At 59.2% G+C, this 25,282-nt stretch carries 22 protein-coding genes; 12 read left to right on the forward strand and 10 right to left on the reverse strand.

Annotated features, from left to right (window positions below):
* Window positions 1-100 precede the first annotated feature (100 nt).
* Genes BLT77_RS09145 through BLT77_RS09155 form a run of 3 tightly spaced genes read left to right on the forward strand, consistent with a single transcriptional unit; the run spans window position 101 to window position 2,331 of the window.
* Window positions 101-892: a hypothetical protein gene (locus BLT77_RS09145; protein ID WP_143026598.1), complete on the forward strand. Its 792-nt coding sequence runs from the start codon at window positions 101-103 to the stop codon at window positions 890-892.
* Window positions 893-909: 17 nt separating this feature from the next.
* Window positions 910-1,692 carry a glucosaminidase domain-containing protein gene (locus BLT77_RS09150; RefSeq protein WP_090364973.1) on the forward strand — a complete coding sequence of 261 codons (783 nt, stop codon included), beginning with the start codon at window positions 910-912 and terminating at the stop codon, window positions 1,690-1,692.
* Window positions 1,693-2,331, forward strand: a complete 639-nt coding sequence (locus tag BLT77_RS09155; RefSeq protein WP_090364974.1) for a DUF2987 domain-containing protein — start codon at window positions 1,693-1,695, stop codon at window positions 2,329-2,331.
* A gap of 58 nt (window positions 2,332-2,389) precedes the next feature.
* On the opposite strand, the gene BLT77_RS09160 is transcribed toward BLT77_RS09155, so the two are convergent.
* From BLT77_RS09160 to BLT77_RS09190, 7 genes are read right to left on the reverse strand one after another with little or no spacing between them, the layout of a single operon-like run.
* Complete coding sequence (locus tag BLT77_RS09160; protein WP_090364975.1) at window positions 2,390-3,535, reverse strand: acyl-CoA dehydrogenase family protein; 1,146 nt, start codon at window positions 3,533-3,535, stop codon at window positions 2,390-2,392.
* Window positions 3,536-3,537: 2 nt separating this feature from the next.
* The gene (locus tag BLT77_RS09165; RefSeq protein ID WP_090364976.1) at window positions 3,538-4,368 is read right to left on the reverse strand and encodes an SDR family oxidoreductase; all 831 of its coding nucleotides are present in this window, start codon (window positions 4,366-4,368) and stop codon (window positions 3,538-3,540) included.
* 9 nt (window positions 4,369-4,377) lie between these two features.
* A complete protein-coding gene (locus BLT77_RS09170; protein WP_090364977.1) occupies window positions 4,378-6,330 on the reverse strand; it encodes an acetyl/propionyl/methylcrotonyl-CoA carboxylase subunit alpha in 1,953 nt (650 codons plus the stop codon).
* The gene (locus tag BLT77_RS09175; RefSeq protein WP_090364978.1) at window positions 6,327-7,151 is read right to left on the reverse strand and encodes an enoyl-CoA hydratase/isomerase family protein; all 825 of its coding nucleotides are present in this window, start codon (window positions 7,149-7,151) and stop codon (window positions 6,327-6,329) included. Before BLT77_RS09175 ends, BLT77_RS09170 begins: the two co-directional genes overlap by 4 nt.
* 7 nt (window positions 7,152-7,158) lie before the next feature.
* Window positions 7,159-8,310 (reverse strand): acyl-CoA dehydrogenase family protein, encoded by a 1,152-nt coding sequence (locus BLT77_RS09180; RefSeq protein ID WP_090364979.1) that lies wholly within the window; start codon window positions 8,308-8,310, stop codon window positions 7,159-7,161.
* Between the two features lie 17 nt (window positions 8,311-8,327).
* The gene (locus BLT77_RS09185; RefSeq protein WP_090364980.1) at window positions 8,328-9,929 is read right to left on the reverse strand and encodes an acyl-CoA carboxylase subunit beta; all 1,602 of its coding nucleotides are present in this window, start codon (window positions 9,927-9,929) and stop codon (window positions 8,328-8,330) included.
* A 2-nt stretch (window positions 9,930-9,931) separates the two neighbouring features.
* Window positions 9,932-10,807: an SDR family oxidoreductase gene (locus BLT77_RS09190; protein ID WP_090364981.1), complete on the reverse strand. Its 876-nt coding sequence runs from the start codon at window positions 10,805-10,807 to the stop codon at window positions 9,932-9,934.
* A 199-nt stretch (window positions 10,808-11,006) separates the two neighbouring features.
* Here BLT77_RS09190 and BLT77_RS09195 point away from each other — a divergent pair, with 199 nt between their 5' ends.
* Both BLT77_RS09195 and BLT77_RS09200 read left to right on the forward strand, forming a co-directional pair.
* Complete coding sequence (locus BLT77_RS09195) at window positions 11,007-11,615, forward strand: TetR/AcrR family transcriptional regulator (protein WP_245709908.1); 609 nt, start codon at window positions 11,007-11,009, stop codon at window positions 11,613-11,615.
* A 165-nt stretch (window positions 11,616-11,780) separates the two neighbouring features.
* Window positions 11,781-13,544 carry an acyl-CoA dehydrogenase C-terminal domain-containing protein gene (locus BLT77_RS09200; RefSeq protein ID WP_090364983.1) on the forward strand — a complete coding sequence of 588 codons (1,764 nt, stop codon included), beginning with the start codon at window positions 11,781-11,783 and terminating at the stop codon, window positions 13,542-13,544.
* A gap of 58 nt (window positions 13,545-13,602) precedes the next feature.
* Here BLT77_RS09200 and BLT77_RS09205 read toward each other — a convergent pair whose 3' ends face one another.
* Both BLT77_RS09205 and BLT77_RS09210 read right to left on the reverse strand, forming a co-directional pair.
* Window positions 13,603-13,911: a hypothetical protein gene (locus BLT77_RS09205; RefSeq protein WP_090364984.1), complete on the reverse strand. Its 309-nt coding sequence runs from the start codon at window positions 13,909-13,911 to the stop codon at window positions 13,603-13,605.
* Window positions 13,912-13,947: 36 nt separating this feature from the next.
* A complete protein-coding gene (locus BLT77_RS09210) occupies window positions 13,948-15,246 on the reverse strand; it encodes a hypothetical protein (RefSeq protein WP_143026599.1) in 1,299 nt (432 codons plus the stop codon).
* A gap of 516 nt (window positions 15,247-15,762) precedes the next feature.
* Between BLT77_RS09210 and pssA the strand changes: the two genes are divergently transcribed.
* Both pssA and BLT77_RS09220 read left to right on the forward strand, forming a co-directional pair.
* Entirely contained in the window at window positions 15,763-17,109 is a 1,347-nt protein-coding gene (gene pssA / locus BLT77_RS09215; protein ID WP_090364986.1) for a CDP-diacylglycerol--serine O-phosphatidyltransferase, read from the forward strand.
* A gap of 178 nt (window positions 17,110-17,287) precedes the next feature.
* Window positions 17,288-18,478, forward strand: a complete 1,191-nt coding sequence (locus BLT77_RS09220) for an amino acid aminotransferase (RefSeq protein WP_090364987.1) — start codon at window positions 17,288-17,290, stop codon at window positions 18,476-18,478.
* A gap of 28 nt (window positions 18,479-18,506) precedes the next feature.
* On the opposite strand, the gene BLT77_RS09225 is transcribed toward BLT77_RS09220, so the two are convergent.
* Window positions 18,507-19,418, reverse strand: a complete 912-nt coding sequence (locus BLT77_RS09225; RefSeq protein WP_090364988.1) for a glycosyltransferase family 2 protein — start codon at window positions 19,416-19,418, stop codon at window positions 18,507-18,509.
* 260 nt (window positions 19,419-19,678) lie between these two features.
* Here BLT77_RS09225 and BLT77_RS09230 point away from each other — a divergent pair, with 260 nt between their 5' ends.
* Genes BLT77_RS09230 through BLT77_RS09250 form a run of 5 tightly spaced genes read left to right on the forward strand, consistent with a single transcriptional unit; the run spans window position 19,679 to window position 25,274 of the window.
* Window positions 19,679-20,824 carry a glycosyltransferase family 4 protein gene (locus tag BLT77_RS09230; RefSeq protein WP_090364989.1) on the forward strand — a complete coding sequence of 382 codons (1,146 nt, stop codon included), beginning with the start codon at window positions 19,679-19,681 and terminating at the stop codon, window positions 20,822-20,824.
* The gene (locus BLT77_RS09235) at window positions 20,821-22,176 is read left to right on the forward strand and encodes a lipopolysaccharide biosynthesis protein (protein ID WP_090364990.1); all 1,356 of its coding nucleotides are present in this window, start codon (window positions 20,821-20,823) and stop codon (window positions 22,174-22,176) included. Before BLT77_RS09230 ends, BLT77_RS09235 begins: the two co-directional genes overlap by 4 nt.
* On the forward strand, window positions 22,173-23,501 hold the full coding sequence (locus tag BLT77_RS09240; protein ID WP_245709915.1) for an O-antigen ligase family protein: 1,329 nt from the start codon (window positions 22,173-22,175) through the stop codon (window positions 23,499-23,501). The genes BLT77_RS09235 and BLT77_RS09240 overlap by 4 nt, the downstream gene beginning before the upstream one ends.
* Window positions 23,498-24,169, forward strand: a complete 672-nt coding sequence (locus tag BLT77_RS09245) for an acyltransferase (protein WP_218126920.1) — start codon at window positions 23,498-23,500, stop codon at window positions 24,167-24,169. The genes BLT77_RS09240 and BLT77_RS09245 overlap by 4 nt, the downstream gene beginning before the upstream one ends.
* Entirely contained in the window at window positions 24,159-25,274 is a 1,116-nt protein-coding gene (locus BLT77_RS09250; protein ID WP_176819252.1) for a glycosyltransferase, read from the forward strand. Before BLT77_RS09245 ends, BLT77_RS09250 begins: the two co-directional genes overlap by 11 nt.
* The last annotated feature ends 8 nt before the right edge of the window (window positions 25,275-25,282 follow it).

Consider the following 25,282-nt stretch of genomic DNA (forward strand, 5'->3'; position numbering starts at 1 on the left):
ACGACGTTTGCGGCCTGGTTCACAAGTTTGGGGCCAGATGAAAAGGCAGGTATAATGGCGGCTAACTTTAATGTTTTTAGCGAGCTACGCCCGTTTTTACATGCAAAAATTGAATTTGATCGCCGTTCTGACCGAAACTTTCCGATTGATCCGTCAGGACGTAAAGCCGTTGTTGTTTGCCACCCTGGCCAGTGGCATTGCCATGGCGGCTGCAACCTTCGTTTGTTACACCGTCATTGAAACCGTGCTGGGAATGCCGGTGACCTTCAGCCTCAGCGAGCCCTCTGACGGCTTTATGGTGTTGCAGTTGATCATGGTGATCATGACTGCTCCCATCGAAGCGGGCTTGGCCTATATTGGTCTACAGCGGGCCCTGGGGCGACCCGTCAGCGCCCGCGCCATGCTCGATGTCGTTCCCTTGACCGCGCCACTGCTGCTGATCAGCCTGATGACCGGCTTTGTATCGCAGTTGGGTTTCGCCCTGTTCTTTGTGCTGGGGATTGGGCTGTTGGTGGTCTTGAGTCAGGCCAACCTCTATTTTGTGGTTCAGCGCACTAATCCGCTGAAGAGCATCATCGACAGCGCTAAGGTGATGGTTAAGCAGTTGCTGCCACTGTCCGGAGCCTACCTGGTTGGTATCATCGGCTTGCTGCTGGCGTTCTGGCCCATGGCGATGGTGATCGCCAGTCATGCCAGTGACCAGCCGGTGGACGGTACCACCGAGATGATGGCTGCTACCGTGACCCTGGCCGCACTCTGCTGGGTGATCCCGTTCTTTTTCCAGCTTAAGGGGGTGGTGTACAAGCACCTGTTTGTGACCCCGGAAACCCAGAGCAGCGACGAAGCCAGCCCATCAGAACCGGGTGCCGGCAACGGCCACTTCGAAGCGTGATGTTCAGGAGGATCTTTATGAGACCCTTAGCAGGAATTATCATCGCCCTGGGGCTGGTGGCCTCCGGTGTGTTGCTGGTTCAGGTGATGCTGGATCAACCCAGTAGCCGACAGTCCGGATTGCCGATTCAGCCTAACGAATCGGTCAAGCGGCTGCCTGACTTTGCCGAGATTGCCGACGTCAAAGAGAAGAAAAAAGCCTTCTTCAACTACCTTCGCCCCGAGGTGGAGTTGGTTAATCAGCGCATCGACTCCCAGCGCCAATTTTTGCTGCAGTTACAGTCAAGGCTGGAGCAGGGGCGTACCATCGGCCAGGCAGAGATGAACCAGGCTGATCTGATTGCCCGCGAATACGGCTACGATCTGCGCCAGTTATCGCTGGAGACTCTGGAGCCGCTGCTGAAGCGGGTCGACACTCTGCCGGTGGAGATGGTGCTGGTTCAGGCTGCCAATGAAACCGGCTGGGGCAGCTCCCGCTTCGCCCGTGATGGTCTGAACTTTTTCGGCCAGTGGTGCTTTAAGGCTGGCTGTGGACTGGTGCCGCTGAGCCGGGATAGCGGGCGAAACCACGAAGTGGCAAAGTTTGACAGCGTCGGTGCCTCGGTGGCGTCCTATGTCAGGAACCTCAACTCCAATCCCGCTTACCAGGAGTTGAGAGACATTCGCTTTGATCTCAGGCAGCAACAGATGGACGTGACCGCAGCGGCGTTGATTCCGGGACTCATTCGTTACTCCGAACGCAAACAAGCTTACATCGATGAGCTGTTGCAGATGTTAGAAACCAACCAACGGTATATGTAAATGAAAACACTCACAGGGATGTTGTTGGCCGCTTCGCTGGCGCTGCCATTCTCTGCTTCGGCGCTGACGCTGGACTACAAGGGCTTCTACGATCGGATGGACAAGCTGTATGAGCCGGACGTCAATCGCATGAAGCTGGTGTTCTATTTTAACCACCGTAAACAGCACCGACCCTGCCGTATCGACGATGGGGCGATTCTCAGCCATGGCAAGCGGTTGCCGCTGCTGATTGGAGATGATCAGCAGTTGTTGTTGCCGTTTGATCGCAGTCTGCGCGAGAGCAGTGCCGTCATTCGGGTGGAGCTGGAAAACGAAAACCAGTGCGATTTTGCCATGCAGTTGCAGGCCGAAGTGCTCGACAAGACTCACTACAGTGCTGAGGATGTGGCGGACATTCAGCTGCAGATGAACACCTTGATGCGGGCCTATGCCGGGATCGGTTTTGGCTGGCTGCAGCCCGAGGTGAAGGGGCTGACCTTTACCTTGTCGTCGCACTCGAACGCCCGGTTCTCTACCCCGGGCGCCGAAGCCCTGGTGGTCGATGACAACGGCCGGCTGACGTTAACGGTGGACCAGTTTCCGGCCGGGGCCGAACTGGTGTTCAGCCAGGCTCCCCACAGCATCTCACCGCTCATGTAACCTTAGCGTCAAGATGCCAAAGAGGGGGCCCACCGGCCCCCTTTTTTGTGCGTAATGGTTAATGCCCTATCAGGCATTTGGCGATGATCTCATTCATGATCTCGCGGGTGCCGCCGCCAATGGAAAGAATGCGGCTGTCCCGATACAGGCGCTCAACCAGTGACTCGCTCATGTAGCCCATGCCACCGAAGATCTGCACCGCATCGTGGGTAATGAAATCACTGGTGTCGGTGGCCAGGTTCTTGGCCATCGACATCTCCATCAACACTGATTCCCCCTGATTGAGCCTGGACGCGGTGTGATACAGCATCTGCTTACTGGCGGTTAGTCGGGTGGCCATCTCCGCCAGTTTATGGCGTATCACCTGATGATCCGCCAGCGGCCGGCCAAAAGTCTGCCGCTGCCGCACGTACTCCAGACTGGCCTCCAACGCCAGTTCCGAGGTGACGTTGGCCATGACCGCTAGGCTCATGCGCTCTTTCTGGAAATTGGACATGATGATGGGGAAGCCGTGGTTTTCCCGGCCAATCAGGTTGTCTACCGGCACCCGGCAGTCGTCGAAGAACAGCTCGGCGGTGTCACTGGCGTGCCAGCCCATCTTGTTCAGTTTGCCGCCCCGGCTGAACCCGGGGCGATCCGCTTCCACCAGCAACAGGCTGATGCCGTGGTGACCCACCTTCCCGGTGCGAACCGCCACGGTAAAGAGATCGGCGCGGCTACCACTGGTGATGAAGGTTTTGGCGCCATTGATATGGTAATGAGCGCCGTCCCGAACTGCGGTAGTACGCAGGTTGGCGACGTCACTGCCGCCCCCTGGCTCGGTGATCGCCAGGGCGGCGATTTTGTCGCCGCTGAGCACCGGTGGAATGACCCGTTGTTTGAGTGCCTCAGAACCGAAGTTGACTACCGGCGGCAGGCCGATGTTATGGGACAGCAGGCTGGCGAACAGACCGCCAGAGCCGCAGCGCATCAGGGCTTCACTCATGGCGATCAGGCCAAACAGGTCGCAGGGCGTGCCGCCGTACTGCTCGGGGTAATCCAGTCCCAGCAAGCCGGCAGCACCGGCCTTGCGGTACAGCGAGCGGGGAAAGCCCCCCTGACGCTCCCACTCATCGATCCCCGGCGCCACCTCCCGTTCGACAAACCGGGCCGTGGTCTGGCGAATCATCTGCGACAGCTCGTCAAAATAGGGGGACGGGCCCATGGTTACTCCTCGACAAAGAGATCGGTAAAGAAGCGGGTGGTGCCGGGCACGTAGGCGTAATGATCGAACTGAGTCTGCCCCATGCGCCTTAGGATCTGCTCATCGATCAGCAGCTCGCCACTGAGTTGGTTGTCGGTGTGGCTGACAATGGCGTGGGCGGCGTCGGCCATGATGTCCGTGGTCCGGCTGACCGGAAACAGCTTCTCTCCGCCGGCTTCAAACTTAACCGCATCGGTGGCGATGGTGGTTTTGGGCCACAGGGAGTTTACCGCTATGCCCCGGTCGCGGAACTCCTCGGCCATCCCCAGGGTCAGCATCGACATGCCGTACTTGGTGGTGGTGTAGGGGCCGTAATCCTTAAACCATTTGGGGTCGAGGTTGAGGGGAGGGGACAGGTTGAGAATGTGGGCGTTGTCGGATCGGCACAGCAGCGGCAACAGGGTCTGGCTGCACAGCATCACCGCCCGGTTATTGACCTGATACATCAGGTCATAGCGCTTAATGGGTGTGTGTTCCACCCCGGTGAGCCGTATGGCGCCGGCGTTATTGATCAGAATGTCCAGTTTGCCGAACTTCGCTTCAACGGCTTTGGCCATCTCGGCCACCGAGGCCTGATCGCGCACGTCCACCTTCACTGCCAGTGCGTCGACGCCCAGGGCTTCTACTTCGTCGGCGACACTGTGAATGGTGCCCGGCAATTTGGGATGAGCGGTATCGGACTTGGCTGCGATCACCACATTGGCGCCATGGCTGGCCAGCTTCAGTGCCATGGCCCGGCCGATCCCGCGGCTGGCTCCGGTAATGACAGCGGTTCTTCCTTGTAGGTTGTTCATACTCTCTCCTTAATCGGCTATGGCAACCAGCAGTTGCCGGGATGTTACCTGTTGCCCCTCCTGGACCTGGAGCCGCGAGACTCTGCCGCAGCGATTGGCTTTGAGTGGCATCTCCATCTTCATCGCCTCCATCACCAGCAGGGTTTGTCCCTGTGTGACCTCATCACCCAGGCTGACGTGCACCGTCTGAACGCAGCCGTCCATCAGCGCCCGAACTTCGCCATCGCCCTGTTGTGAACTGGTGTCACGACGCTGGTGACCAATGGACTTAACATGGAACTGCTGGCCACGAAAATCCAGCCACAGCTGCTTGTCCTGATGCACGGCGGCAACCCAAAGGCCAATGCCATCGATCTCTACCAGCCATCGGTATTGTTGTCGGCGAACCACCCGGCAGCGATGTTGCCAGCCCTCGGCCTGAATTCGCAGAGTGCCGGCTTCGGCCGTGACCGTCACCGCGCAGGGGTGTTCGCCCGCCGCCAGGGTAAATATCGAGCTCTGGGCCGGCCCGTGTCGCAGCGGCGCCAGGCCAGTGCTGTTGCGCTGAGATTCCGAGAACAGGGCGGCGGCCATGGCCCACAGTTTAGATTCCGGTTTGGTGGTCGTCATACTGGGGTCGTTGCTGAACTGCTCTGCGATAAAGCCGGTGCTGGCCTGGCCGTTGATAAAGGTCGGATGGCACAGCAGGTTGGACAAAAAGTGGCGATTGTTGGTTACGCCCAACAACGGCGAGTCCAGCAGCGCCCGGTTCAACCTCCGCACCGCGGTGGTGCGATCCGGAGCCCAGGCGATCAGTTTTGCCAGCATGGGGTCATAATGGCTGCCAATGGCCTGGCCTTCGTCAATGCCGGCGTCGATGCGGATGCCGTCGGCCTGGCTCGGCTGCCAGAGCCGAACGGTCCCGGTCTGGGGCCGAAACGCCTGGGCCGGATCTTCGGCATACAGCCGGGCTTCAATGGCGTGACCGTTTATCTGCACCTGCTCCTGGGGGACATCGAGGGGCGCTCCGGCGGCGATGCGCAGTTGCCACTCCACCAGATCGAGGCCGGTGACCATCTCGGTCACCGGGTGTTCCACCTGCAGGCGGGTGTTCATCTCCAGAAAATAGAACCGGTTGTCGCTGTCCAGCAGAAACTCCACCGTGCCAGCGCCCTGGTAGTGGCAGCTTTGGGCAGCGAGGATCGCCGCCTGACCCATGCGCCGGCGCAGTTCGGGGGAGACTGCCGGCGACGGCGCCTCCTCCAGCACCTTCTGGTGCCGGCGCTGTACCGAACAATCCCGTTCGGCCAGATGGATGCAGTGGCCGTGGGTGTCGGCCAAAATCTGTATCTCGATATGACGGGGGGAGATCAGCGCCTTTTCCAGGATCAGCTCGTCGCTGCCAAAGCCGTGTAGGGCTTCGGAACGGGCGCTGGCGATCTGCTGCAGCAACGCCTCCTCGTCCTGTACCAGGCGCATGCCGCGACCGCCACCGCCGGCAGCGGCTTTGATCATCACCGGCATGCCAATCTGGCCGGCTTCTTCCATCAGGCGCCCGTCACTCTGATCCTGGCCCTGATAGCCGGGAATGCAGGGCACACCGGCTTCCAGCATTGCCAGCTTCGCTAGGCGTTTGTTGCCCATCATCTCGATAGCGTCGGCGCCTGGGCCGATGAAAGTCAGGCCCTGCGCCCTGCATCGGCGGGCGAAGTCGGCGTTTTCGGACAGAAAGCCGTAGCCGGGGTGCAGAGCATCGGCGCGACTTTGGCGGGCGGCATCGAGCAGGACCTGCGGATTAAGGTAGCTGCTTTTTACATCGCCGCCACCGATGCAGACGGCTTCATCCGCCAGCTCGACGTGGGGCGCTTGGCGGTCGGCGTCGGAGTACACGGCCACCGTCCGGTAGCCTTGCTGGCGCGCGCCTTTGAGCAGGCGTACCGCGATCTCACCGCGGTTGGCAATCAATACTGTGTGAAACCTCATCTCACCTCCATCGTCTCATCGGCCCAGCCGGGACGACGTTTTTGGGTAAACGCCCGAGTGCCTTCCTGGCCTTCGTTGCCACACACCGCCGAGGCAAACTGGCGAGCGCCGAGATCCAGCAGTTGTGGCCGGGAAAGGTGGCCTGCGTTGAGCAGCAGCGCCTTGGTTTGTGCGGTGGCCTCCGGCGCACACCGGGCCAGCTCGGCCAGAATCTGATTGCTCTGTCGTGTCAGATCGGCGTCATCGTCGGCGACCTGTTGTACCAGGCCCAGCGCCAGGGCGGCGCAGGCGTCAACCCGGCGAGCCAGTAGTGCTAGAGATCTGGCCCGGGTCAGGCCGATGCGATCAACCACAAAGGGGGCGATCTGGGCTGGCGGGATCCCCAGGCGGGTTTCCGGCATCCCCAGTTGACTGTTTTTTTGAGCGATGGTCAGGTCGCTGGCGCAAACCAGTCCCAGGCCGCCGCCGAGCACGCCACCGTGAGTCAATACCAGGGTGAACTGCGGTGCCTGGTTCAGCTCCACCAACAACTGGCCATAGGCCCGGTTAAGCTGCTCATAGGCGGCCTCGCCGTCACCGTTTGCCGCTCGTCCACCGGCCAAGGCCATCTCTTTGATGTCACCGCCGGTGCAGAAGTGGTCGCCGCGGCCCCGAATGACGATGGCCCGGCAGCGGCGATCGTCTCTGACCGATTTCAGTGCTTGGCGCAGTTCGGCCACCATCGCCAGGTTCATGGCATTGCCGCACTCCGGCCGGTTCAGGGTCAGCTGCAGTACTGCTGGTTCCAGGCAGACCTGCACGGTTCGGTTGTCACCACTCATCGCGGGATCACCCTCGCTTGGGCAAAATGCCCATCTTCTTGCAGATGATGCCCAGCACCACTTCGTCGGCGCCGCCGCCGATGGAGCACAGGCGCTGGTCCCGATAGGCCCGGGAGACCGGGTTGTCCCACATAAAGCCCATGCCGCCCCAGTACTGCAGGCAGCTGTCGGTGATTTCCCGGCACAATCGACCGCCTTTGAGTTTGGCCATGGAGGCCAGGGTGGTGACGTCTTCTCCGCGGATGTAGCTGTTGGTGGCCTGATACACCAGTGCCCGCAGACACTCCAGCTCGGTTTGCAGCTCTGCCAGGCGAAAGTGCACCACCTGGTTATCCAGCACCGATTGACCAAAGGCGGTACGATCGCGGGTGTAGTCGATGGTCTGGGTGATGCAGTTTTCCAGCGATTTTATGCACATTGCGGCACCAAACAGTCGTTCCTCCTGAAACTGCAGCATCTGCATGGTGAAGCCAGCGCCCTCCTGACCGATGCAGTAGGACTGGGGAACCCGAACGTCGTCAAAGAAGACCTGTGCGGTGTCCGAGCTGCGCATCCCCAGCTTATCAAGCTTGTCGGAAAAACTGATACCCGGGGCGTTGGTAGGGACGATGATCAGGGATTTGTTTTTGTGAACGGCGTCGTCGGAGGTATTGGCCAGCAGGCAGATGAAGTCCGCCTGAGTGGCGTTGGTAATCCACATCTTGCTGCCATTGATGACGTAATCACCGCCGTCTTTACGGGCCTGGGTTTTTATGGCCGCCACATCGGAGCCGGCGCCGGGTTCGCTGACACCGATGGCGGCAACCATCTCTCCGGCGATGGCCGGCGCTAGAAACTGATCCCGCAGGGCGTCGCTGCCAAAGCGGGCCAGGGCCGGGGTGGCCATGTCGGTCTGGACGCCGATGGACAGGGGCACACCGCCGCAATGGGCGGCACCGATCTCCTCGGCAAAGGCGATCTGGTAGCTGTAGTCCAGGCCCAGGCCGCCAAACGCTTGTGGCTTGGTGATCCCCAGTAGCCCCAGCTGGCCGAGTTTTTTGAATACCGTCTTGGCGGGAAAGTGGCCTTGCCGCTCCCACTGTGCCACATGGGGGTTGATTTCGGTGGTGACGAACTGGCGTACGGTTTGGCGAAGTTGTTGATGTTCCTGAGTAAACATTCTTTGCTCCTGAGGGATCAGAATCGGCTGACACCAAAATGGTTGGGGGTAAGCTGGCGGTCGGCATGGAGACAAACGTCCAGCAGCAACGACAGTAAGCGGCGACTGTCGCGGGGATCGATCATGCCGTCGTCCCACAGCCTGGCGGTGCAGGCCAGGGGCGAGGAGGTGGCTTCCATCATCGCTTCGGTGCGCTGTTGCAATGCATCCAGCTGGGCGTCATCCACCTGGCCGGCGCGCTGCATCTTGGCTTCGGCGACGATCCTCAGAACCTGGCCGGCCTGGGATGGCCCCATGACGGCGGTGCGGCTGTTGGGCCAGGCAAAGATGAAGCGGGGATCGAAACCGCGGCCGCACATGGCGTAGTTGCCGGCACCGTAGGAGCCGCCGACCAGCAGACTGAGTTTGGGGACCCTGGCGTTGGCGACGGCCTGTATCAGCTTGGAGCCGTGTTTGATGATGCCACTGCGCTCCGATTCGGTGCCGACCATAAAGCCGGTGGTGTTGTGGAAGAACAGCAGCGGCAAGCCGCTCTGTTCACACAGCTGGATAAACTGGGCGGCTTTGTTGGCGCCTTTGTGGGTAATGGGACCGTTATTGCCTATCAAACCGCAGCGATGTCCGCCAATGCTGAGATGGCCGCACACAGTCTGGCGGTCGAAACTGGCTTTAAAATCGAGAAACCGCGAGTCGTCGGCGATGCGGGCGACAAGTTCACGTACGTCGTAGCCGGTCTTGGCATCTTCAGGTACCAGATGCAGCAGCTCCTCTTCGTCGTAGCGTGGCGGCAAGCCCTGTGATTCCTGAGTGGAAGTTGGCGGGCCAATCTGAGCCATCACCTGGCGGGCCAGCTCGATGGCGTCGGCGTCGTTGTCCGCCAGGTATTCGCCGCTGCCGACCTCCTCGATGTGCATCTCGGCACCGCCGAGTTCCTCATCGGTAGCGATCTCGCCGGTGGCGGCCTTAAGCAGGGGCGGCCCGGCCAGATACATACTGGCCTGGCGCTTTACCATGATGACGTAATCCGACAGTCCGGGCTGATAGGCGCCGCCGGCGGTGGCGCTGCCGTGAACCACGGTGATTTGCGGGATGCCGACCGCGGAGAGCCGGGCCTGGTTGGCAAAGGCCCGTCCACCCTCGCAGAAGGTGTCGGCGGCGTAGTTAAGGTTGGCGCCGCCACTTTGGGCCAGGGTCACTATCGGCAACCGGTTCTCCAGGGCGATCTGTTGCACCCTGAGTTTTTTCTTTAGCCCCATGGGTGAGATGGTGCCGCCTTTGATGGCGCAGTTGTCCACCACCACCAGACAGCGAATGTCGGCGACGTAACCCAGGCCGGCGATGCAGCCGCCTCCGGCGCCGCTGCCGTCCTTATCGTCGTCCATCTGGTAGCCTGCCAGGCTCGACAGTTCGATAAAGGGAGCGCCGGGATCCAGCAACCGGCCCAGTCGTTGCCGCGGCAGCAGTTGCCCCCGCCGGGCAAAGGTGTCGGCGGCCCGGTTGGCGGTGTCTTCGACAAAGGCTTCCACCTGGCGGAAGCGGTCGATGGCGGACTCCATCGCCGTGCGATTGCGAAGACCTTCGGCACTCAGAGGGTCGAATTGGGATTCGATCACAGCCATGGCTACTCTCCGGTGGTGAGGACGTCGGGCAGGGTGGCCCGGTGAAACCCCTGATAACTGGTGCTGTTGCTGGCACTTTGTTGGTGAATGGGCCAGGTGGCCGAACCCTGGGAGGCGCCGCCATCGACCCGCAATGTGCTGCCGGAGATAAACCCTGCGCCGTCGCTGAGCAGAAATACGATGGCGGCACTGACCTCCGATTCCGTGGCCATTCGCTTCAGCGGTACCGCCTGCTTGAGTGTTGGGATCAGCGATCGCATCGGCTCATCGTAGGTGTCCATGCCGCTGGAGGCCACCCAGCCCGGTGCCACCGCGTTGACCCGAACCCCGTAGCGGCCCCACTCCCAGGCCGACGTCTTGGTGAGGTTGTCCATGCCGGCCCGGGCCGCGCCGGAGTGACCCATACCGGGCATCCCGCCCCAGTTGTCGGCGGTGATGTTGACGATGGCGCCACCGTGGGTTTTCATCGATTGCCTGAAGACCTCCCTGGCCATCAGGAATCCGCCCACCAGGTTGGTGCGCACTACGGTTTCAAACCCCTTTTGGTTGATCTGCTCCAGCGGGGCGGGGTATTGACCGCCGGCGTTGTTGACCAGGCCATGGATCGGCCCGTGTTTACTGATCAGCAGGCCGATGGCGTCGGTCACCGCCGCCTCATCGCGAATGTCCAGGGACAGGACATCGGCCAGGCCACCGTCCTCGGTGATCTCCTCCTGCACCGTCAGCAACTTGTCGATCCTACGGCCAATCAGTACCACGGTGGCGCCCAGTGCCGCCAGTTCGTGGGCACAGCAGCGACCGATGCCACTGCCTCCGCCGGTGACAATGAGGGTTTTGCCGGCCATCAGGCCTTCGGCAAATACGGAACGGTAGGCCATTGCACACTCCTGTTGTGAGCGGTTGGTCGTGGTGACTCAACCGTAGTCTGTCCTTGAAAACTGTGTTACCTTAAACCTACCTAGCAAGCGCTTGGTTTGCAACTATGGAGTTGGCTTTTGTCTATTCAGCAAAGGGAAAAACAGTGATAGCATCGGCGCCTGGCAACGACTTATGCGCATCAGAACTCGGGAGAGCGTCTTGCTTGAAACAGTAGAACAACAACTAATCGATGACGGCATTCTCGCGGATCCCGCCAGTCCCAGGGGCCGACTGCTGGGCCAGGCGGCCAGGCTGTTCCGGGAAAAGGGCTATCAGAGTACCACGGTGCGGGATCTGGCCAGTGCGGTCGGCATCCTCTCCGGCAGCATCTTTCATCACTACAAGAATAAAGACGCGATCCTCAAGGCGGTGATGCTGGAGGGGATCCACTTCTCCATGGGGCGGATGCGCACCCAGCTGGCGGCGGCAGAGACTACCGTCGACAAATTGCGGGCGCTGATCGCCTGCGAACTGGACTCGATGAACGGCAACAGGGGTGACGCCATGGCGGTGGTGATCAACGAATGGCGCTTTCTGTCCGACGTCGGCCAGGCCGACATTCTGACGCTGCGGGAGGAGTACGAGCAGATGTGGATCGATGTCCTCGAACAGGCAAAAAACGAGAGATTGATCTCGGCATCGCCCCAGGTTCTGCGTAAACTGCTGTACGGTTCGATCACCTGGACCGATAAGTGGTTCCGGGCCGGCGACCCTCTCTCCTATGAGCAACTGACCGACGACATTTTGCATCTGGCCATCAAAGCCTGAGGCAGCCATGCCCGGTTTCAAGGAGCGTTGGGGTGACCGCGCTCTTTTTATTCTGGCCTGTTCATCGTTTCATTGAGAGCGATTCATCTTGAATTCCTCCCCATTATCTCTGAAACTAAACGAGTGTTTTAAATTATCGTTTAGATTCTTCATCAGGAAGTGACCATGCAATATAACGCCCCGCTTACAGAGATGCAGTTTTTGCTCAAGGATGTGTTTCGGGCTTCAGAGGTGTGGCAATCGGTGCCGGCACTGGCTGAGGCCATCGATATGGATACCGCTGCCGCGATTCTGGAAGAGGGTGCCAAGATCACCCAAACCCTGATCGCGCCGCTCAATCGCAGTGGCGATGAGGAGGGGGTGCAATTTGACCAGGGGCAGGTGATCACTCCCCAGGGGTACAAAGAGGCCTACACCACCTACGCGGAGTCCGGCTGGGTCGGCCTGTCCGGTGAACCGGAATACGGCGGCATGGGGATGCCCAAAATGCTGGGGGTACTGTTCGACGAGATGGTCTACAGTGCCTCCAACGCCTTTGCCCTGTATGGATCCCTGACTGCCGGCGCGGCACTGTGCATCGCCGCCCATGGTAGCGAAGAATTGAAACAGACTTACCTGCCGAAGCTGTACAGCGGCGAGTGGAGTGGTGCCATGGACATGACCGAGCCCCAGTCCGGCTCCGATCTGAGCCAGTTGCGCACCAAGGCGGTGGCTCAGGAGGATGGCAGTTACCGTCTTACCGGCTCGAAGATCTTCATCACCGGCGGCGATCACGATCTCACCGACAACGTGGTGCATCTGGTGCTGGCCAAGCTGCCGGATGCGCCCGGTGGTAGCCGTGGTATCTCGCTGTTCCTGGTGCCGAAGCGTCGCGTCAACGACAACGGCAGTGTCGGCGATAGCAACGGCGTGAGTTGTGGCGCGGTTGAACACAAGATGGGCATCAAGGCTTCGGCCACCTGCGTCATCAACTTTGATGACGCCCAGGGGTATCTGGTCGGCAAGGTCAATCGAGGCCTGGTGGCGATGTTTACCATGATGAACTACGAACGCCTTTCTATCGGTATTCAGGGGTTGGGGTGCTCGGAAGCCGCCTATCAGTTGGCCGCCAGTTACGCCAAAGAGCGTAAGCAAGGCAAGGGCAGCGGTCGTGGTCTGGGCGGCGAAGCCGACGCCATTGTCGTGCACGGTGACGTTCGCCGCATGCTGCTGGAGATAGCGTCGCTGACCGAAGCTGGCCGTGCCTTGTCGGTCTATACCGGCATGCAGCTGGATCTGGCCAAACACGCCGACGGCGATGTGAAAAAACGCGCCGCCGATCAGGTGGCGATGCTGACACCGCTGGCCAAGGCGTTCTTTACCGACAAGGGACTGGAGGCCACAGTCAACGCCCAGCAGGTGTTTGGCGGTCACGGCTACATTCGGGAGTGGGGCGTGGAACAGCTGGTTCGCGACGTGCGCATCGCTCAGATCTATGAAGGGACCAATGGCATCCAGGCGCTGGATCTGCTCGGTCGCAAAGTGGTGGCCAATCGCGGCGCCGGTTTGCTGGCACTCAAGCACCAGATCGAACGGGAGTTGGCCGATCTGGGTGCCGCCTGGCAGCCACAACTGCAACAGTTGCTGGCGTTGTTTGATGCCCTGTTGGAAAAGGCACAGGAGCTGGCAAACAGCAGTACCAAGGCCGACGCCATCAACAGTGCGGCCACCGACTATCTGCACGCTACCGGCCATGCCGTCTACGGCTGGATGTGGCTGAAGATGGTGTTGGCGGCGGAGCAGGGTAACCAGCAACCGAACTTTGTGGAGCGAAAGGCGATGTTGGCCCGCTACTTCTTTGAGCGGCAACTGCCCAAGGCCCACTACCACCTGCAGATCATCAACCAGGACCCTTCGGTTATCATGTCGATGCCCAATGAGTGGTTCTGATCATTGCAGCAGAAACGCGCGGGGCTTTTGGGCCCCGTTTTTTTGTTGGGTGGAGTTATTAGCGCTGTTTTTGCTGGGAAAAGGGGATGGCGTGGACATTGGATTCGGCGGCGTAGCGGTCTGAGACCTCTTTCCAGTAGGTGTTGGGCAGGTGAATAAGGAAGTAGTTTTCCTTAAGTGCATCGGTAATAAAGCCCATGCCGTGACGACAGAGTTCAAAATGCACATCGGCGATGAAGTCCTGGCGAAACGTCTGTCGTCCCGACAGCTCGCGAATGTCGGCTTTGGTCAGATACAACCCCTGAGGATGGGATCCGAACCGATCCTTCATCCACACAGCAAACTCTTTGGCGCTCTTCATCGACATATGGCTCTCCCATACTTGGATTACTTTTGATAGTTGTTAATTAGTTATAGCAACTTCTTGATTATTTGCCCCATTTGACATCCAAACCGTAGCATTATCGCTATCCAGCACCTGCTCAATATCGCTGTCCCAGCTGGTGATAAGACGAATTTTAATCTGGTAACTGTGGCAAAAGTCAGCGTGTCGTAGTGCCGGAGCCAGTTTTTGGTTTATCTTGTCGGCAATGGCGGTGAGCTGGTTGCGGGGCACTTCGCCCTGGTTGTCGAAACAAGCCGTCAACAGCACCAACCGGTGCCCCAGCAGGGCAACGTAATCCTCTTTACGAACCACAGACTGAAGCAGTGGCAGACTCAGTTGCTGTAGCTGGTCTACTGCCAGCTCAGGATCGGTTTGGGTGTCGCTGAGGGCAAACTCAATGAACAGCAGGGCGGCCACCTCCTGCTTTCGTTGCAGCCGTGCCAACTCCTGCTCGAGCCGGTTGGCCAGTTGCTCTGGCTGGTTGTCGCTGTCCGGTAGATCCGGGTGAACGGGGTCGTGCACATGGATAAGCACGCCATCGGCCAGCGATGCCAGGGAGAGTGTCAGATCTTTATGTTCCCCATTGGCACAGATCCAGTGTTGGCGTAGCGACAGAGGTTGCTCACGGCACATCGCCAGATGGCTGCCTTGCAGGCTGGAAAACAGGGTGCTTACCGGTTGCAGCAGCAGGGCATTAAGGGGGCTGTCCAGCAGTTGGCACAGGCCTGGAGACGCCCAGCCCAGCCGTTGTCGGCTGTCCACGTAGGCCATGGCCACACTGGGGTGCTGGGTGATTTGCTGCAGCTGCAACAGCTCCTTTGACTCACGGTGGCGTTGTTTGTCCTGCGCGATCTGGCGCATGGCGGTGGACATCAGGGTTTTGGGCAGCCGGGCTTCATCCACCAACAGGTGGTGCAGGGCGATCAGGTGATACTGGCGATGGTCGATGGCGTCGCCCAGGCGCTGGGCAAAATAGGTTCTGGCGGGAAGTTGTTGCATTAATCGCCAGTGGGGGTAGCGCTTGAGGTTGTTGCAAAACACCTGAAAGTCCGCTTGCTGGCCAACGGGATAGAGCAGGCGGCAGGGGCTTTCCTCCAGCGGGTAGGAGAACACCGGCTTGGGCTTTCCCGCTTCACTGAGCACCCTCAGGTGTACCTGTTGATGATCGACTTCGGCCAGTGCTACCCAGGGCCAGCCCTGAAGTCGATACAGGCAGTGGGCGATCTGATGCATCAGCGCATCGCCGCAGGCGGGCTGAGCCATGCGTCGCCATACATCGGCCTCTTTGACCTTGTCCTGCAGAAGTTGGTTTTCCATCACCACCCCCAATGTAACCCATTGATAGTCAGACTTTAGTCTAAACTTGCCCGGTTATGGAAGGGAACCGGCTTGATCCCTGCTTCAATCATTGCCAATAATGAACCTGGGTTCAACAGTAAAATAGGGAGCACCCATGAATTTGAATCTTAAGCTGGCGCTGATCAGTTCGGCTGCGATCTTAGCCACTATCCTGTTGATGGGCCTGGTTGCCATCAGTTACGCCTGAGGACGGCGTCAAGGCGGTGCAATTTTGACCCCGCCATGTTCCTCGCCAGGTGCAGTCACACGGTGTCCTGTGTGACCTGGCTCCCTCCCTGATGCCATACTGTTCAGTTATTCAACATTTAGCGTCCAACTTTTTCCTCAGCACTTGCCCGCCAATCAAGGGTTTGCTTTACTAGCTTGCTAAATCCGTTCGCCGATCCTCCGGGGTGGCCAACGTTAGCCTATTTGCACGGGACGCCCTTGGTGGCGGCCGGTGGCCATTTCTATCATTGGAGTATCGTCATTATTATGAAAATGACGCCTTCTACGGTGCAAAGCTGGATCCATGATCTGCCGGGCGCGCAGCTCAAGGCGGATGACGTCGAGATCCTGCTGGAGACCGCCGAATTTAAAACGCGCCTGCTGGAGGCCATCCAACAGGCCGGTAAGCGTATCTACCTGGCGGCGCTGTATCTTCAGGATGATGAAGCTGGAAGAGAGATTCTGCACGCCCTGTATCAGGCCAAACAGGCCAACCCTGAGCTGGATATCCATGTTTTGGTGGATTTTCACCGGGCCCAGCGCGGGCTGATTGGCAAAGGCCCCCAGGTGGGTAACGATGAGTTTTATCGCAACACCGCCGCCCAGTACGAGCACGGTATTGAGATTCATGGTGTACCGGTAAAAAACCGGGAGTGGATGGGCGTACTCCACCTTAAGGGATTCGTCGTCGATGACACCGTGTTCTACAGTGGTGCCAGCATCAATAACGTCTATCTGCATCAGTTGAACCGCTACCGTTACGACCGCTACCATTTGATTGATTGTGCCAAACTGGCCGACGCCATGGTCAACTACATGCGCGACAACCTGATCAACAACAGCGCAGTATCGTCGCTGCTCAGCAACGACATTCCGTCGATGAAGCAGCTTAAATTGGCGGTTCGTCAGTTGCGTCAGCGACTATCCAGGGCGAAGTACCGGGTGGTGAACGACGAACGTGGGCCGCTGATGGTGTACCCATTGGCCGGGCTGGGGCGCACCGATAACCAACTGAACAAAGTGATTGAGCGGTTGTTGGCGTCGGCGCAGAAAAAGGTGTTTATCTGTACCCCTTATTTCAACCTGCCTAAACCGTTGATGGCCACTATCAACAAGTTGCTCAAGCGTGGGATCGAAGTGGTCTTGGTGGTGGGGGACAAAACCGCCAACGATTTCTACATCCCGCCGTCTCAGGAGTTCAGTCCGGTGGGCGCCTTACCCTACCTGTATGAACAGAATCTGCGCCGTTTTGCCAAGCGACATAAGCGGGCCATCACCGAAGGATTGCTGAATCTGCACCTGTGGTGGCACGACGACAACAGTTATCACCTCAAAGGGATGCAAGTTGACGATCGCTACTACCTGCTGACCGGCAACAACCTCAACCCGAGAGCCTGGGCCCTGGATCTGGAGAATGGCCTGCTGATCGAAGATCAACAGCAGCAGCTGGCGGACAAGTTTGCCAGGGAGCAGGAGGCGATTCTGACGCACACCACGCGAGTGGCCAGTTTTGAGCAGTTGCAGACCCTGAATGAGTACCCTGAGCCGGTGAAAAAGTTGCTGAAACGGCTGCGGCGGGTTCGGGCCGATCTGTTGTTAAAACGCCTGCTGTAACACGGTTTGTGCCTAAGCGGGCCATTGCCCGGTTATGGTTTGATAATCGTAAATGAGATTACCCCGGTTGCACCGGCAACCGGGGTATTTTTTTGCCGCATTAATCCGGCCACCGTCTGCCAATGTGGTCACGAAGATGTTATAAAGACAATCACCTTTCCGTCTTCGAAGTAGCACAATGTTTGAATCTATTCCTCAGGCTCCCGCCGACCCTATCCTTGGCCTTAATGAAGCTTTTAAAACCGATCCCCGTGCCAGTAAAGTAAATCTGGGTGTCGGTGTGTACAAAGACGCTCAGGGCACCACGCCGGTACTGCGCTGCGTCAAGCTGGCGGAAGCCAAGATTCTGGAACAACAAAAGACGAAGAGTTACCTCTCTATCGATGGATTGCCTGAATACGCGGCGGCGGTCCAGGCGCTGTTGTTTGGTGCCGACAGTGACATTATCGCCGCCCAACGGGCCCGTACGGCGCAGGCGCCCGGGGGCACCGGTGCGCTGCGGGTGGCGGCGGACTTTATCTTCAGCAACCTCAACACCAAAAAGGTCTGGATCAGCAATCCGAGCTGGGCCAATCACGCGCAGATCTTCCAGGCAGTAGGCTTTGAAGTGGCGCAATACCGCTACTACGATGCCGACGCCAAAGGGCTGGATTTCGATGGCATGAAGGCCGACCTGGCTGAGGTGGAGGCCGGTGATGTGGTTATCCTGCACGGCTGCTGCCACAACCCCAGCGGCATTGACCCGACGGCGGAGCAATGGGCAGAGCTGGCGGACATCGCCAGAACCCAAGGTTGGCTGCCTCTGTTTGACTTTGCATACCAAGGCTTTGCCGTGGATGTGGAACAGGATGCGACAGGTTTGCGGTTGTTTGCCGACGCCCTGGAAGAGTTGATGGTTGCCAGCTCGTTCTCCAAAAACTTTGGCTTGTACAATGAGCGCACCGGCGCCTTTACCTTATTGGCACAAACCAGCGAAGCGGCCAACAGTGCCTTTTCCCAGGTGAAGAAAGTGATTCGTGCCAACTACTCCAATCCACCGGCCCATGGCGCCATGGTGGTGGCGACCATTCTGGCGGATGCCGAACTTAAGGCGATGTGGCTCGATGAGCTGGCAGAGATGCGGGCTCGTATCAAAACCATGCGCCTGGAGTTTGTGTCGCAACTGAAAGCCGCCGGGGTGGCCGGCGACTTCAGCTTCATTGAGCAGCAAAACGGCATGTTTAGCTTCTCCGGCCTCAACCCGGATCAGGTGGCGGCCCTGAAAGAGGAGTTTGCCATCTACATCGTTCGTTCCGGCCGCATCAATGTGGCAGGCATGACCGAAGCGAACCTGCCGTATCTGGTCAGCGCCATCGCCTCGGTACTCTAGGTCGATGTCACTCGCTGGGCCATCGTGCTCAGCGGGTGGGCTTGGCCACGGCCAGCATCCCGCCTTTCAACGCCGCCAGCAGGTGACGCACCCCCTGAAAGTGAAACTTCAGTCGTAGCGCCTGGCACTGGTGCCAGCAGGCCTTGGCATACAACTCCTGTTCCTGATAGTACTCGGCGTAGTTGCGGGCCAGAACGGCGCGGGCGCTGTCATTGGCTCCGGCACTGTGATTGGCCTGGTGTCGGTCGATGATGCGCTCCACGGCCATCAGACGTTTCAGCCTGGCACGGGTCATCGAGCCGGTGCGCATCAGATAATCCATCTGACACTCCGGATCCACCACACACTGACCGGTTCGGATCAACTTCAGCCACAGATCCCAGTCTGATGCGGATCGCAGAGACTCATCAAAACCGCCGCACTGACGCAGAGCCTGGGTTCGTGCCAGCACCGTCGAGGTTCCTACCACATTTTCTGCAAACAGTTGGTCAGCGCTCAGGCTGTTCCACGGCTGGCGCCCATACTCGGGCCAGTAACTGAAACAGTCGATGATCGGCCGGCGTTGCTCATCGATGTGCAGATAGTTGCTGATGCAAAATGCCGCATCGGGGTGAGCGGACAGGGCGGCCCATTGGCGCGCCAGCTTATCGGGATACCAGGTGTCGTCGGCATCCAGAAAGGCCACCCAGTCACTCTGACACAGCTGCAGGGCGGCGTTTCTGGCGGCAGACGGTCCCACTTTTTCCAGCCGCAGAGAATGCAGGACAGGGTGAAGGAGTCGCTGTTGCTGAAGCCACTCTGCGGTGCCGTCGCTGGATCCGTCGTCCACTACCCACACCTCCTTCACTTTCATGCTTTGGGCCCAGATGCTGTCCAGTGCCTGGGGCAGGTACTCGAGGCAGTTAAAGCTGGGTACGATGACGCAGATGCTTGGTTCCATAGTGACTCCTGAACTGTTGAACTCTTGAACAGTGTCAAACGGGCTGCAGGAAAAGTGCCAAATTTAATTTACTGTTTTTAAGGGATTAATTTTGAGGCCGCTTGAATTGCAATGGTTGGGCTACTTGATCGGTCAGGGGCTGTTGCAAACTGCAACGGCCGCGGGATTGAAATAAAAATAATCCTAGTTATTCAATAAGTAAGTTTGTTGGCGTGGTTCTTGAATTAAGGAAGTCAGTTCTTTCCTGAGTCGGAGCCGCCATGAAAGCGATCGCCTATGTCATTCCCAGCTTTCCGGTACTAACAGAAACCTTCGTGGTCAATGAGATGAACGCCATGGCCGAGCTGGGACATCGAATCCTGCCCATCGCCCTGGAGTCGGCAGCGGCCATCGACAGCTCCCTGCACCAGCCCTGGCTGGCCAGGGTGGTGCCGCCGGCCCAACTGGGCCCTAAGGTGACGTTGGCGATGACCCTGGCCACACTGACGCCGCCGGTGTGGAAGTTTGTTTTTGCTCAACAGGCGTTTCCTCGCCGCAGTCTGCTGTTGTTGGCGGCCCGGGTCGCTGCCCGGGCCCGGGGCTGCGATCATCTCCACGCCCACTTCGCCCAGCATACGGCCGCGGTGGCTATCGTCGCAGCCAGAATTCTGGGGGTGACGGTCTCCTTTGTCGGCCATGGCGCCGATGTCTATGCCAATCCCCATGATCTGGCGGTGAAGTTGCGTACGGCGGATCTGGCGGTGGCGGTGTGTCGTGAGATGCGGCAGCTGTTCGAACAACAGGGCGCCTGCCAGGCAGCGTTGATCCCCTGCGGCATTAACACTCGCCTGTTCACACCCGGCGACCGCCAGCGGACCAGCAAGCGACTGCTGTTCATTGGTCGCCTGGTTGAGAAAAAGGGCCTGGATACGCTGTTGCAGGCACTGGCGAGGATTGATGACCCGGAGCTGGGGCTGGACATCGTTGGCGACGGCCCTCTGGCGGACCGCTATCGGACCCAGATTGAGGCCTTAGGCCTGCAGTCGGTCCGGTTTTTAGGGGTTCGTAACCAGGATTGGCTGGCTCAGCATGGCCACGGCTACCTGGCTCTGGTGGCGCCGTTTCGAATCGCCGCCAATGGCGATCGCGATACCGGTCCTCTGGTGGTGAAAGAAGCCATGGCCATGGGTTTGCCGGTGATCACCAGCAACATCATGGGCCTCAAGGAGATCGTCAGCCGCCGTACCGGCTTTCAGGTGGCCCCGGATTGTCCCGTAGCCCTCGGCCGTGCCATCCGCAAATTGGCGGGTTTTTCCGAAAACCGCTATCGGCGTATGGCGTTGCAGGCTAAATGGCGCGCCCGCCGGCTGTTTGATGTGGAACTTCAAGCTCGGCGTCTGTCCGGCTGGATGGAGTCGCTGGGATGAATCGATCAGCCATGTACTATTACGCCGCTGGTGGTGTGATCCAGAAATCACTGGCACTGCTGATGCTGCCAATGACGGCCTCTTTGCTCGGCGTGGCGGCGTTTGGCCAGCTAGGGCTGTTGGTGGCAGTGGCGAATGTGGGCAGCCTGGTGGCGTCGTTGGGTCTAACCGAGTGCTGCCAGCGTTATGCGTCGAATCCGGCGATGCAGCGCCGCATTCTGGCATTTGGCTGGCGCTATGGGTGTGTGCTTATCCTGGTATCGCCACTGCTGGCTTGGGGGCTGGCGCGTTTGCTGCCGGGTGAACTGCACTGGTTTTGGTTACAGATGTTGCTGTTAAACCTGTCTGCGGGTACCTGGTTGGCACTGCGACTGGTGTCTTTGAGAATCAACAACCGGCCTGATCGCTTTTTCCGGGTCAGTGTATCGGTGTCGGCACTGCAAACTGGCCTGTCTCTGTTACTGCTGCTGTTGGGGCTTGGGGTCGATGCGTTGATGATCAGCGGCGTGGTTGCCACGGTCGCCGTGTTGCTGTGGGACGCTCGTCCTATGTTGGTGCGTGCCGCCCGCAGTGCAATTGGCTCCTGGCAGCCCATTGTCGGTTATGGCCTGCCATTGGCATTGTCCACCGGCATCACCTTTGTACTTAATGGCTACGAACGCCCCTGGCTGGCCGATGCCGTCAGTCTTGAGGCTCTGGGGGCCTATGTGTTGGTCTGGCAACTGAGCTTGCTACCTGCGTATGCCATGGAGCCGTTCATGTTGTGGTGGGGACCTCTTCGACATCAGCTGGCCGATAACGGCCAATTGGCGACCCTGGCTCGGGTCACCACTGCTGGGGTGGCACTGTTGGTGGCCATCATTGGTATCGTGGCGACCCTGCTTCCCTTCATCTTGTCGTGGCTGTTTGATTCAACTTACCAGCAGGGACAGGCCTGGCTGCCGATCCTGCTGATGATTACCCTGTTGCGGCAGATTCCTGCCTTACTGAGTATCGGCGTCTATCACCGAATCACCGGGAATCTGGCGCTGATGCTTAACGCCATCGTCATGGTGCCTGCATTAATCGTGTTGCCGTTGGCGATCGCCTTTGACGGCTTGCCGGGATTGCTGGTGGCCATGGGTATGTTGATGGCCACCCGGGCCCTGCTGTTCTATCGCGTTAGCCAGCGGCACCTGCGTCTGCCGTACTCACCCGGGTTGCTGTTGGGGCTGACCGTCTGTACCGCTCTGGCGTTATGGATTGGGCATCCTGCCCTATTGCTCACCCTGGCCCTAGTGGCAGCCCTGTACGGCATCAGGACGCTGAAAACCGGTACCGGATCGGTAGCGGCGGCGCAGTGGCAATCATGACTGGCTCCTACCCGTTGGGGATCGCTCTGGTAAGCGCCAGCCTGATTGCGGTGGGCACCTGGCTGAGTCCGCTGCTGTTGCTGGCGGGCTGGTTATTGGTGCCGGCGCTGATCCTGGCCCAGCGTTGGCCGGTGATGTTGTGTGTGTTGTTTGTGCTGTTCTCCGCATTTCGTTTGCATGAACTGAACCCGGCACTGTTGTCACTGAGGATTCCGCAACTGCTGGCGCTGGGTTCTCTGGCGGTGCTGTTCTGGCAGGTGGGCGTCGTCCGAGAGACTCGAATCTTCCTTTATCCGGAAGGGCGAATCCTGTTGTTGTTGTTTGCACTGAGCTCCATCGGTGTGGTGTTGGCAACCAACCGGCCACTGGCGCTGGCTTACTGGAGTGGCAATTGGATCAAGGTGGTGTTGATGTGTTTTACCATCTCCTGGCTGATTCAAAGCTGGACCCAGTTGAGGTGGGTGGCCTGGCTGATCATTCTTGCAGGCAGTGTGGTGGCCAGTTGTGCCCTCTACAACAGTGCTCACGGTCTGGAGATGGTGGAGGGAACCCGAGTGACCATTGGCCGAAGCTGGGGCTCGACCCTGGGTGACCCCAATGATCTGGCGCTGGTGTTGCTCCTGCCTCTGAGCTTTGCCTTTAGCCGGGCATTGTACGGTGGCAACGGAGCTCTGGTTGCCGGTGTGATTGTGCTGACCTTGGTGATGGCCATCATCGCCACCCAGAGCCGGGGCGGCTTGCTGGGGATCTGCGGCGTCGCCGGCAGCGTGATGTTGTGGCGCTACCGCCTGCCCCGATGGGTATGGCTGCTGGCGCCAGTGATGATCCTGGTTTTGTTGATGGTGGCGGGAATCGATCAACGCCAATCTGGCGGTGCGGCCGAGTCGGGCATCGATGAGTCGGCCATGGGTCGGTTGTATGCCTGGCAGGCGGCGCTATCCATGGCTTGGTCACACCCGGTACTGGGGGTCGGCCTGGACAACTTTTTCTCCAACTATTTCTTTCATTCTCCCCACTGGGACGGAAAAAGTCATGCCGTCCACAGCTCATGGTTCCAGGTGTTGGCAGAGATGGGGATTGTGGGTCTGATGCTGTTTGTTGCGTTTTATGTCGCCCTGCTTAGACGTTCCCGGAAGCTGCTCAACCGGGTGAGTGAGCGGTGGGAAGCCCGTTGTTGGTCATTGGCCCTGTACTCGGGGTTGGTGGGATTTGGAATCAGCGCAACATTTTTAACCCAGGCGTTTACCTGGCCCTTGTACATCCTGGCAGCCCTGCTGTGGGCAAGCTGCCGAATTGAATCTCAACCTGTGAGGCAAAGACGATGACAGCTTTCGCAATAAAGCAATGGTTAAAACCAGCCTACCTGGTGATACGTCGCTGGCAGGTTCCACCCGTCAGCCTGATTTACCGCCCGCTGCACTGGTTACTTTTGAGTCTGCGTCTGGCCGGGGCCGGCATCATGCGGGTGCTCATCTGGACACCGATGTTTCGCAGCCAGGTGACCGGGGGCGAGGGGTTGTATCTGTACGACGGACTGCCACAGCTGCTGGGACCGGTTAAGGTCACTCTGGGCCAGGATTGCCGCATCAGCGGGGTCAGTACCATCTGCGGTCGTCCAGGCAGTGTGCTGGAGTTGGGGGACAACATCGATATCGGTTGGCAGAACACCATCGCCTGTGGTACCCGCATCACCCTGGGGAATAACGTCAGATTGGCTGGAAGGGTGTTTCTTGCCGGTTACCCGGGTCATCCGATCGAGGCGAGGGCCAGGGCAAAGGGGCTTCCTGAACGGCCTCATCAGGCCCGGGCGATTACCCTGCATCAGGATGTGTGGGTCGGCACCGGCGCCATTATCCTGGCGGGCGTGACCATCGGCCGGGGCAGTATTGTTGCTGCCGGGGCGGTGGTCAGTCGTGATGTACCGGCAGGTGTGGTGGTGGCGGGCAATCCCGCTCGAGTTGTCCGTAACCTGGAGGCCGCTGATGAAGCCTAAAATGGTCGTGTTTGGCGAAGATTGGGGCCGCCATCCCTCCAGCAGTCAGCATCTGATAAGGGCGTTGGCGAAGCACTTTGAGGTGGTGTGGATCAACTCCATCGGTCTGCGCCAGCCACGTTGGCAAGACCTCACACGCCTGGCCAGTAAAGCGGTAGCGCGGTCACCCGGCCCTTCTCAGGCACCGTTTAAAGTGATCGCGCCCAAAGTCTGGCCGCTGGCCCGGTCTCCTTGGTTGCAGCGCCTTAACCGCGCCCGGATGCGCCGTTCGCTGGCCGATGTCGGGCCGGTGGATTTCGTCTGGTGCGCTCTGCCCAGTGCCGAGGCTTATCTGGATCTGTTTCCAGGCGCCAGGGTCATCTACTACTGTGGCGACGATTTTGGCAGCCTCAGCGGGGTGGATCATGCCGAGGTATTGCGAGCGGAGCAGCGGTTGGTGGCCCGGGCCGAATGGGTATTTTGCGCCAGCGATATTCTAACCCGGGGGTTTGACCATCCCGCGGTGTTCACCGTGCGCCACGGTGTGGATCTGCGCCATTTCAGCCGCCCTTGTTCCCGGCCGGGGCCGCTGCCAAGGGGCGTGGTATTAGGCTATTACGGCTCGTTGGCGCCCTGGCTGGACTATGGCTTGCTGGATACGTTGACCACCGCCTTGCCCGAGTGTCAACTGGTGCTGATTGGCGATAACCAGAGTTGTCCCCGGGCGTTGCTGGACAAGGCCAATGTCCACCACCTTGGCCGGTTGCCACACGACGAATTGGCGGCCTATGCCCAGCATTTCGATGTGGCCTTGCTGCCGTTTTTACCGACCCCACAGATTGCCGCCTGTGATCCGCTGAAACTGAGGGAGTATCTGGCGGCGGGAGTGCCTGTGGTAGGCACAGATTTCGACGCCGCCCGGGGCTATGCCTGCGGTGTGCAGTTGGCTACGACCAGGGAGGAGTTTGTCGCCATGGTGTTGATGAGTCTGCTTTCCAGGCCTAAAGTTGCCGAGATTCGAATGCAGGTGCTGGGGCAGGGTTGGGACGATCGGGCCGAACTGGTGCTTAGCAAATTGCAACCAGACCGTTGCAAGCTGCAATCCTGTCGCAGAGCAATGGCATAAGGCACTGA

It is taken from the genome of Ferrimonas sediminum, from assembly GCF_900100175.1.
Classification (GTDB): domain Bacteria; phylum Pseudomonadota; class Gammaproteobacteria; order Enterobacterales; family Shewanellaceae; genus Ferrimonas; species Ferrimonas sediminum.